Annotated in this window: 9 protein-coding genes and 1 pseudogene; 5 read left to right on the plus strand and 5 right to left on the minus strand. The window is 67.5% G+C overall.

Features of this window, described 5'->3' with window-relative positions; translation table 11 throughout:
* Nucleotides 1-85 precede the first annotated feature (85 nt).
* From V7787_RS51225 to V7787_RS51240, 4 genes are all read right to left on the minus strand, one after another.
* Nucleotides 86-820 (minus strand): LytR/AlgR family response regulator transcription factor, encoded by a 735-nt coding sequence (locus V7787_RS51225; protein ID WP_336095201.1) that lies wholly within the window; start codon nt 818-820, stop codon nt 86-88.
* On the minus strand, nt 817-1863 hold the full coding sequence (locus tag V7787_RS51230; RefSeq protein ID WP_336095202.1) for a sensor histidine kinase: 1047 nt from the start codon (nt 1861-1863) through the stop codon (nt 817-819). Before V7787_RS51230 ends, V7787_RS51225 begins: the two co-directional genes overlap by 4 nt.
* A 91-nt stretch (nt 1864-1954) precedes the next feature.
* Nucleotides 1955-2869: an alpha/beta fold hydrolase gene (locus V7787_RS51235; protein WP_336095203.1), complete on the minus strand. Its 915-nt coding sequence runs from the start codon at nt 2867-2869 to the stop codon at nt 1955-1957.
* Nucleotides 2870-3027: 158 nt separating this feature from the next.
* Nucleotides 3028-3582, minus strand: a complete 555-nt coding sequence (locus tag V7787_RS51240; RefSeq protein WP_336095204.1) for a TetR/AcrR family transcriptional regulator — start codon at nt 3580-3582, stop codon at nt 3028-3030.
* A gap of 132 nt (nt 3583-3714) precedes the next feature.
* Here V7787_RS51240 and V7787_RS51245 point away from each other — a divergent pair, with 132 nt between their 5' ends.
* Nucleotides 3715-4593, plus strand: a complete 879-nt coding sequence (locus V7787_RS51245) for an oxidoreductase (protein ID WP_336095205.1) — start codon at nt 3715-3717, stop codon at nt 4591-4593.
* 25 nt (nt 4594-4618) lie between these two features.
* Nucleotides 4619-5311, plus strand: a complete 693-nt coding sequence (locus V7787_RS51250) for an NAD(P)H-binding protein (protein ID WP_336095206.1) — start codon at nt 4619-4621, stop codon at nt 5309-5311.
* Here the strand turns inward: V7787_RS51250 and V7787_RS51255 are convergent.
* Entirely contained in the window at nt 5308-6015 is a 708-nt protein-coding gene (locus V7787_RS51255) for a GNAT family N-acetyltransferase (protein ID WP_336095207.1), read from the minus strand. The genes V7787_RS51250 and V7787_RS51255 overlap by 4 nt on opposite strands.
* Before the next feature lie 163 nt (nt 6016-6178).
* Here V7787_RS51255 and metF point away from each other — a divergent pair, with 163 nt between their 5' ends.
* The 3 genes and pseudogenes from metF to V7787_RS51270 all read left to right on the plus strand — a co-directional run.
* Nucleotides 6179-7003 carry a methylenetetrahydrofolate reductase [NAD(P)H] gene (gene metF, locus V7787_RS51260; protein ID WP_336095208.1) on the plus strand — a complete coding sequence of 275 codons (825 nt, stop codon included), beginning with the start codon at nt 6179-6181 and terminating at the stop codon, nt 7001-7003.
* A gap of 293 nt (nt 7004-7296) precedes the next feature.
* The gene (locus V7787_RS51265) at nt 7297-8571 is read left to right on the plus strand and encodes a M12 family metallo-peptidase (RefSeq protein WP_336095209.1); all 1275 of its coding nucleotides are present in this window, start codon (nt 7297-7299) and stop codon (nt 8569-8571) included.
* Nucleotides 8572-8847: 276 nt separating this feature from the next.
* A pseudogene (locus V7787_RS51270) lies at nt 8848-9288 on the plus strand (DUF4124 domain-containing protein); the annotation flags it as partial.

The raw sequence follows: 9288 nt of genomic DNA on the forward strand, positions 1-9288 counted from the left end.
CGCGACCGCGAAAACCCGAATCACCGCGCAACCACCTCCGACCGACGACACACCCCAGCCGCACCAACGCAACGGTCAAACCGCGCTACAACGACAACCGCTCACGCAACTCCCGCGACTGCCGGCGCGACACCTCGATCCGGCTGCCGTCCTTGAGCTCCAGCTCGTAACCGTCGCCCACCGCCAGCTCCACCGACTTCACCGAGCGCAGATTCACCAAGGTGTTGCGATTGGCGCGGAAGAACAGCGCCGGGTCCAGCCGCGACTCCAGCGCGCTCAGGCTGCGCGCCAGCAAGGCGCATTCGTTGCGGAACCACACCCGCGCGTAGTTGCCGTCGACGACGATGCGGTGGACCTCACGCAGAGCCACGAACCAGCACCGCTCGCCGTCGCGCAGAAACACTTGGTCGTCGGCGCCGAGCGGGCCGCGCGCCTCAGCCGGCGCGGTTTCCGCAGGCAGTCGCGCGCGTGCGCGCTGCAGCGCCGCGTCCAGACGCGCGGGCTCGACCGGCTTGACCAGATAGTCCAGCGCATTGGCTTCGAAGGCCTGCACCGCATACTGATCGTAGGCGGTGGTGAACACCACCAGCGGCGCGCTGTCGAGCCCGGCGATCACGTCGAAGCCGCTGCCCGACGGCATCTGTATGTCCAGCAACACCAGATCCGGACGCAGGCGCGCGATCGCTTCCTGCGCCTGCGGCACGTCCTCGGCCTCGCCCAGCACCTCGATCTGCGGCCACTGCGCCAACAAGGTGCGCAGTTCCTGCCGCGCCAGACGGGTGTCGTCGACGATCAACACGCTCAAGGGGCGCTGGCTCATTGCGATATCTCCATCTGCGCCGACACGCGCGCGCCGTGCTGGCGCAGCTCGAACTCGCCCGGCGGCGATGCATGGGCCAGGCGCGTACGCAGATACGCCAGGCCGACCCCGCGGCGCACCGATTCGGCTTCGATCTTGCCCGGATTGGCGACTTCGATCCGCAGCCTGCCACCGTCGCCGCGCACCCGCAGGCTCAGCTCGCCGCCGCCGGGGGTGCGGGCGATGCCGTGCTTGATCGCGTTTTCCACCAACAGTTGCAACGCCATCGGCGGCAGGCGCAGATCCAGCGCGGCCGGATCGATCTCGCGCGTCACCCGCAACCGGCCTTCGTAATGCACCGACTCGACAGCGAGGTAATCGTCCACCACCGCCAACTCCTCGGCCACGCTGACATGCTCGCGTTGGCTGTGGTCGAGCGCGTGGCGCAGGGTCGAAGACAGCCGCGTGACCAGTTCGCGCGCGCGCTCGGTGTCTTCATTGATGAGCGCGCGCAAATTGTTGAGCGCGTTGAACACGAAGTGCGGATTCAGGCGCGCACGCAACGCATCCAACTCGGAGGCGTGACGCAGCGATTCGGCATTGAGGCGGGCGATTTCGCCCTCGCGGTAGCGGCGCATCGCCACGGTCCAGCTCCACAACGCGGTCCACAAGGCCAGGACCATGCCGGTTTGCACCCAATACATCAGCAGCATCGGCGCAGTGAAGCCGGCGGTGTTGTCCGGCTGCAGGTAGACCCAATTCATCTTGGCGGCGAACCACAGCGGGATCACCAGCACGATCTGCGCCAACCCCGCACCGATCACCACGCAGGCGAACAAACGCAGGCCCAGCCGCAACGGCCCCAGTTCGAACCAATGCCGGTCGTCGGCGATCCGGCGCATGACCCGGCCGACCACCCACAACTCGGCCGCCAGCGCGACGGCGATCACCAACGCGCCGGAGGTGATCCGGCCGAACGCCGCCGACATGCTCAGGTTGAACGCGCAGTAGCCCAGCCAGAACAGAGTGTCGATCAAGGCCGAACGGGTCGAGTCTCGCAACATGGGCCGCTTCGAAATCGGTAAAGGAAAGTGCGGTCGCGCCGCCTGCGCGGCGGACGAATCCGCCCGGGAGAACGATGCCGCCACGCCGGCCTCAACCGGCGGGCTTGGCCTGAGCGAGGAAACCGCGCACCTCGCCCTGCAGCCACTTGGGGTCGTCCCACATCAGGAAATGGTAACCGTCCTGGCTCAGTTCGATGCGCACGCCGTCGAGCCTGGCGTAATGCTGCTGGTACATCGCCAAGGTCGAATCGCGGGTGCCGCCGTAGCGCACGCCGGCCGCCCAGCCGGCCAGCACCAAGGTCGGGACTTTCACCTTGTCCAACTGCGGGCGCAGATCGGTGGTCATCATCTCGAACATCGCCTGCGCCGTGGTCGGACGGTCGCTGGCTTCGCCCCACTGGCGCAGCAGCGCCACCTTGTCGTCGTCGTGGGCCATGGTCTGCACCGTGGCGGCGATGCCGCGGCGGTAGTGCGCCTCATCCTGGGTCAGGATCAGCTTGCGGGTGTTCTCGGCCATCGGCCGGATGGTTTCTTCGGTCATGCCCGGCCCGAACAGAGAGCCGAGAAATCCCAGGGTGTCGACGATGATGAGCTTGTCGATCGCCTGCGGCTTGGCCATGCCCATCTTCAAGGCGACGAAACCGCCGAGGCTGTGGCCCATCACCACCGGATGCTTGAGCTTGCGCTGCTCGATGTAGGCCAGCAGTTGATCGCGCATGGCGTCGTTGTAGGCCTCGGTCTTGGCCGCCGGGGCGCCGGCGAGACCCGGAAACTGGACCAGATGGCATTGCACCTTGTCGGCCTGCAGCGCCTGACAGGTCTCGCGCCAAGTCTCGGCAGCGGAATTGAGGCCCGGAATCATCAGCACCGGCCGGCCTTTGCCGACGACTTCGATGCTCAGGTCCTGAAAGCGCTCGCCAGCGGCCTGGGCCGTGCTGGCGGCGAGCAAAGCGGTCAGGGCGAAAACCACGCGGCGCAAGGCGCTCGGGCGACGGTGCTGCGGCATGACGGACTCCTGAAGTGGCGGTATGGCGCCACTTTGCCGGGCCCTCGCGCGGCGCTGGCGGGAATCGTGAGCAGTGGCGGCTGGGGCGGGCGAGCGGTGTTGGGTTGGGACGAACGGTGGCGCTCGTGAGCGACCACGGCCCGCTCAACGCCAGCGCATTAGGGCTCAACCAACCTGCGCACCGCCGCGGCGATCGCCTCGCGCGTCGCCTCAACCGTCAGCACGCCGAGCTTGGCTTCCGGCGAATCCGGCGAGCCGACCCGGCTCAGGGCGATCACCCACAGCAGCATCATCTCCGCGCTGAAGCGCTCGCTGACCACGCCGTCGGCCTGGGCGCGGCGGATGGCTTCGATCTTGTGCGCGGTCGACGCCACCGCCGCGGCCGGCAACGGCTTGCCTTCGAGCTGGTACCACATCGCCAAGCGCATGACGTCGGGATGCGATTGGCAGCGGTCGAACAAACGCACGGCGTAGCCAGGCAGGTCGCGCGCGTCGATCGGCACGCTCTCCACGATCTGCTCGACCAGGCCGTCGATCACGGCATCGCCCAGCGCTTCCTTGCTGCCGAAATAGGCGTAGATCGCCTGCTTGTTGCACTGCGCGGCCGCGGCGATGCGATCGACGCGGGCGCCGGCGATGCCGTAGGCGGCGAATTCGGCGGCGGCGGCTTCAAGCAGGCGCCGGCGGGTGTCTTCGGAGTTTCGGGTGGCCATGGCTGAATTATAACCAACTGGTTGGTTGACAACAGCCCGAAGCCGGCGCAGTCTAAACCAACCAGTTGGTTAGAACCTCGCCCAGCCCGGGCGTCCGCTCCTGGCGGCGGCTTTCGCCTTATCGGATCAGTCATGAACACTCCGCTGTCCCCTCGCCCGTCCAACGGCTTGCTGTCCAACCGCACCGCCCTGGTCACCGGCGCCTCCGCCGGCATCGGCGAAGCCATCGCCCTGCGCCTGGCCGCGCTCGGCGCCACCACCTACGCCGCGGCGCGCCGGACCGAGCGCATGCGCCATCTGCAGGACCACGGCGTGCGCGTGCTGCCGCTGGACCTGACCGATGAGGCCTCGATCCGCGCCTGCGCCGACAGCATCGCCGCCGAGCACGGCGGCATCGACATCCTGGTCAACAACGCCGGATACGGTTCCTACGGTTCGGTCGAGGAAGTGCCGATGGACGACGCGCGCCGGCAGATCGAGGTCAATCTGTTCGGCCTGGCCGCGCTGAGCAAATACGCGATCCCGCACATGCGCGCGCAGCGCTGGGGCAAGATCTTCAACATCACCTCGGTCGGCGGCCTCAGCGCCGCGCCCTACGGCGGCTGGTACCACGCGAGCAAATTCGCGGTCGAAGGCCTGTCGTCTTCATTGCGTCAGGAACTGTCGCCGTTCGGCGTCGACGTGGTGCTGGTGCGGCCGGGCGCGATCAAGACCGAATGGGCCGGGATCGCCGCCGACAGCCTGCTGCGCGTGTCCGGCGACGGTCCGTACGCCAAGGCCGTGCGCCCGCTGCATGCCTTGTTCACCGGCGAGCAGTTGCAAGGCATGGCCGGCACGCCGGACCAGATCGCCGACACCATCGAACAAGCCTTGCGCGCGCGCCGTCCGCGCAGCGCCTACATCGCCCCGCGCGCGGCGCGGACGATGATCGCGATCGGGCGCCTGCTCGGCAGCGATCGATTGCGCGACCGCGCCATGCGCGCGTTCATGCGCTTGCCGGCGACAATGTGAAACCGCCACGACCAGGGATCGCCCAATGAAGATCATGATTTTCGGCGCGACCGGCATGGTCGGCCAAGGCGCGTTGCGCGAAGCGCTGCGCGCGGCCGATGTCGAACAAGTGCTGTGCGTCGGCCGCACGCCGCTGGGCCAAACCGATCCGAAGCTGCGCGAACTGGTGCATGCCGATCTGTTCGACTACCGCGCGGTCGAAGCGCAGCTCAGCGGTTACGACGCCTGCCTGTTCTGTCTGGGCGTGTCGTCCGGCGGCATGAGCGAAGCCGAGTACACCCGCCTCAGCTATGACCTGACCCTGGCCGCGGCGACGACGCTGGCGCGGCTCAATCCGCGGATGCGCTTTGTCTACGTATCCGGCGCCGGCACCGACAGCAGCGAGCAAGGCCGAACGATGTGGGCGCGGGTCAAGGGCCGCACCGAGAACGCGTTGCGGCGGTTGCCGTTCCAGGCGGTGTATCTGTTCCGCCCGGGCGCGATCCAGCCGCTGCACGGTATCGTCTCCAAGACGCCGGCCTACCGCTGGTTGTACTGGGCGACCAAACCCCTGCTCACGCCGCTGCGCAAGCTGATGCCGCGGCAAATCCTGAGCACGGAAAACGTCGGTCTGGCGATGCTCGAACTCTCGCGCTCGCAAACGCCGACGGCGGTGCTGGAAAGCGCCGACATCTACGCGATCGCGCAGCGCTCCGCCGGCGGTTCCGCCCGCGGCTAATCCGCGCGGCGCAACGACCAGAACGGAATGTCGCGGCGCAGTTCGAAACCGTTGCGCAGGTACAACTCGACCGCGCGCGGATTCTCATGGCTGACGTGCAGAAACGGGATCCGGCCGCGCGCGTGGTTGTCGCGGCTCACATGCAGCAGCAAGCGCCGGGCCAGACCGCGACCGAGAAAATCCGGATGCGTGCAGATCGCGCTGAGCTCGGTGTACTCGTCCATGCCCATGCGCTCGCCGGCGATCGCCGCCAGCCGGCCGTCGAGATAGATGCCGAAGTAACGGCCCAGATCCATCGTGCGCGCACGGAAATAGTGCGGATACACCAGTGCGGTCAGCGCCAGCACGTCTTCGCGATGCTCCACGCCCAGCTCGATGATCGCCGCATCGCCATCGCCGTCGCCATCGCCGTCGCCATCGGCGCTCGCCACCGGCGCGCGGCAGATCATCTGCGCCAGATCGGTCAGATGGCGCAACTCCCAACCCGTGCCGAGCGCGGGTTTGCGGCCCAGCAGCAAGGCGGTATCGCCTGCCGGCACCAGCGCGGCCAAGGCCGCATCCACGTCCGCGCCGTCTTCGGCCACGCCGAGAAACGGCGCCACCTGCGCCGGATAGCGCGCGACCGCGCCATCGCCCAGCGCCAGCGCGCGGTGGCGGCTGATCAGGGACTGCCAGATCGGGTTATCGAGTACGCCTTCGCTCATGCCGCTCGCCTGGATGGACCGGCTAAAGGGATGGCGCCGCCCCTGCGGCGAGTCAAGCCGCGGCCGGCATAGACCTTGGTCCTAGTGCCGCCTTCGCCACCGATCTTCCAATCCATCGCGATAAAGAGATATTATCGCCGAACCCACCGTCGCGGCCCCGCCCATGCTGCCCATCAGCTTCGAGTTCTACCCGCCCAAGACCGACGACCAGCGCAGCCAGCTCGATAAAACCGCGGCCAAGCTCAAGTCCTACGCGCCCAGCTACGTCTCGTGCACCTTCGGCGCCGGCGGCTCGACCCTGAGCTACACGCCCGAGACCATCCGCCGCCTGCGCGCCAAGCACCGGCTCGACGCCGCGCCGCATCTGTCCTGCGTCGGCGGCACCCGCACGGAAATCCGCGAGCTGCTGGCGCTGTATCGCGAGATCGGTTGCCGACGCCTGGTCACCTTGCGCGGCGATCTGCCCTCGGGCATGGCCAGCGCCGGCGATTTGCGTTACGCCAACGAACTGGTCGAGTTCATCCGCGCCGAAACCGGCGACCATTTCCATATCGAAGTCGCGGCCTATCCGGAAACCCATCCGCAAGCGCGCGACGCGCACTCGGATCTGGAGAACTTCAAGCGCAAGGTCCGCGCCGGCGCCAACGGCGCGATCACCCAGTACTTCTACAACGCCGACGCGTATTTCCGTTTCGTCGACGACGTGCGCGCGGCCGGCATCGATATTCCGATCGTGCCGGGGATCATGCCGATCTCCAACTTCAGCCAGCTGCGCCGCTTCTCCGACATGTGCGGCGCGGAGATTCCGCGCTGGATCGCCCAACGCATGCAGGCCTACGGCGACGACGGCGACAGCATCCGCGAGTTCGGCGCCGACGTGGTCGCGCAGTTGTGCAGCCGGCTGATCGAAGGCGGCGCGCCGGGCCTGCATTTCTACACGCTCAATCTGAGCAAGCCGACGCTGACGGTGCTGTCGCGCATCGCCTGAAACGGCCGCGCCCGCGCCGCGGCGCGGGCCGAAACGACCGTTCATGTACATTTAAACCGATGCGGTCCGTCACAAAAAATTTGGCCTCCGTCTAGCACCCGCGACGAACTGCTAGAACAGTTCTCAAGTTCCGTTTGCCTTCGGACAATTTCGCTCTTGAGCGGGCCGACGGCGCGGTAGCTCACTTTCTCCAGGATGCATCGCCGCGACGAGCGATGCCCTCGCGACCGCCGTCGCGCGCCCAGGCCACGGGCGCGCGCCGCGCAGCGGTCCTCTTCTGGAGAGTGAGTCTCATGTCCGCACGCAATAAATTGCTGCCGCTGAACTTCGCCATCGCTCTGTCCCTGGGCTTCGCCGGCGCCGCCACGGCTGCCGAGCCGGCCCCGTTGTTCTCCGCGCCCGCCAACGCCGTGTTGCGCAGCGCCAACACCGATACCGCGTTCAAGGCGGTCAAGGCCGACCGCGCCGCGGTCAAGGTCGATCTGGTCCGCGCCGACGCCGCGCAGATCAGCGAAGGCCGCGAAGAGCTGTTGCTCAACCTCGCCCCGGGCGTCAGCCTGAAAGCGCACAAGCTGCAGGCCGAACGCAAGGCCGACGGCGTGGTGATCTGGCAAGGCCTGGTCGGCGATCCCAACACCCAGCTCAAGCGCGTCAACCAATTCACCGGCGCCGAGCTGATCGACAATCCGGAAGAGTCGGCCATCATCGTCCGCCAGGGCGACCAGATGTCCGGCAGCGTGCGCAGCGGCGGCAAGCTGTACCGCATCGATCCGCTCAAGAACGGCGGCCACACCGTCAGCCTGATCGACGAATCCTTGATGCCGGCCGATCATCCCTCGCACGCCTACACCGCCAAGCCGATCGTGCCGTTCCTCAACGATCCCAAGTTCGACGAAGCCGCGGCCAACGCCAAGGCGCCGTCGATCGTGCGGGTGATGGTGGTCTACACCCAGGCCGCCGCCAACTCGGTCGGCAACATCACCACCAAGTCCAACCTGGCGATCACCGAGAGCAACCAGAGCTTCGCCAACAGCGCGGTCAACGTGCGCTTCGAACTGGCCGGCAACTACACCAACAGCTACGTCAGCGCCGGCTTCGACACCGACCTGAGCCGCTTCGCCGGCACCAGCGACGGCTATCTCGACAGCTACCACGCCACCCGCAACACGATCAAAGCCGACGTCAACGTGCTGATCATCACCGATCCAGCGTATTGCGGCCTGGGTTATCTCAACTCCAACGCCGCCAGCGCCTTCAGCGTGGTCGGCGCCAGCTGCATGACCGGCTACTACAGCTTCGCCCACGAGATCGGCCATAACTTCGGCGCGCACCACGATCCCAGCAACGGCAACAACACCGTCTATCCCTACGGCCACGGCTATTGGGGCCCGGGCAACGCCTGGCGCACGATCATGGCGTACAACTGCGGCAGCAACTGCCCGCGCCTGAACTATTGGTCGAACCCGAACATCACCTACAACGGTTCGCCGATGGGCACCGCGGCCAAGAGCAACAACGCGCGGGTGTTGAACGAACGCGCGACGACGGTGGCGGGTTTCCGCAACTGACCTGCCTCTGCCCTTCTCCCGCTAGCGGGAGAAGGTGGTCCGAAGGACCGGATGAGGGCACGCGAAGCACCGAACTACGGCGCAATCCGAGCTGCCCTCACCCCAACCCGCACCCCAGCCCGAACGCATAGCGTTCGGGCGTTCGGTGCCGCGCGAGCCAATGGCTCGCAAACGCGGCCCCTCACCCCGCAAGCGGGAGAGGGGCTTTGAACGCCGCGATTTCAGGCATACGCACTGTGCACAAACCGCGACCGGCGCTAGTCTTCGCCGATGCCCGTGCCCGCCCGACTTCGTCTGCTGCTGTTGCTGACCGCCGCCCCCGCCGCGTTGCTGCTGCACTCCAGCCCCGCGCAAGCGCAAATCCGCCGCTGCACCGATGCGCGCGGCAATTCGGTCTACACCGATCGCGACTGCGCCCAGGTCGGCGGCGTCGACCGCCTGCCGCGCGGCGCCGCGCAGGCGCAGAAGCCGGCCTACACCGGCGGTTGCGCGCGCAATCTGCGCGACCTGGTCGGCCAGATCACCAACGCCATCGACGCGCGCGACGGCAACAAGCTCGCCGCGGTCTATCACTGGACCGGCATGTCCGACGACCAGGCCTACTCGGTGATCGAGCGCCTGGACGCGATCGCCCAGCGCCCCTTGCTCGACATCGCGCCGGTGATGGCGAGCACGCCGGTCGCCGCGCCGTCGCCCGCACCGGGCCCGTGGACCACG

The sequence above is a fragment of the Pseudomonas sp. CGJS7 genome, from assembly GCF_036961695.1.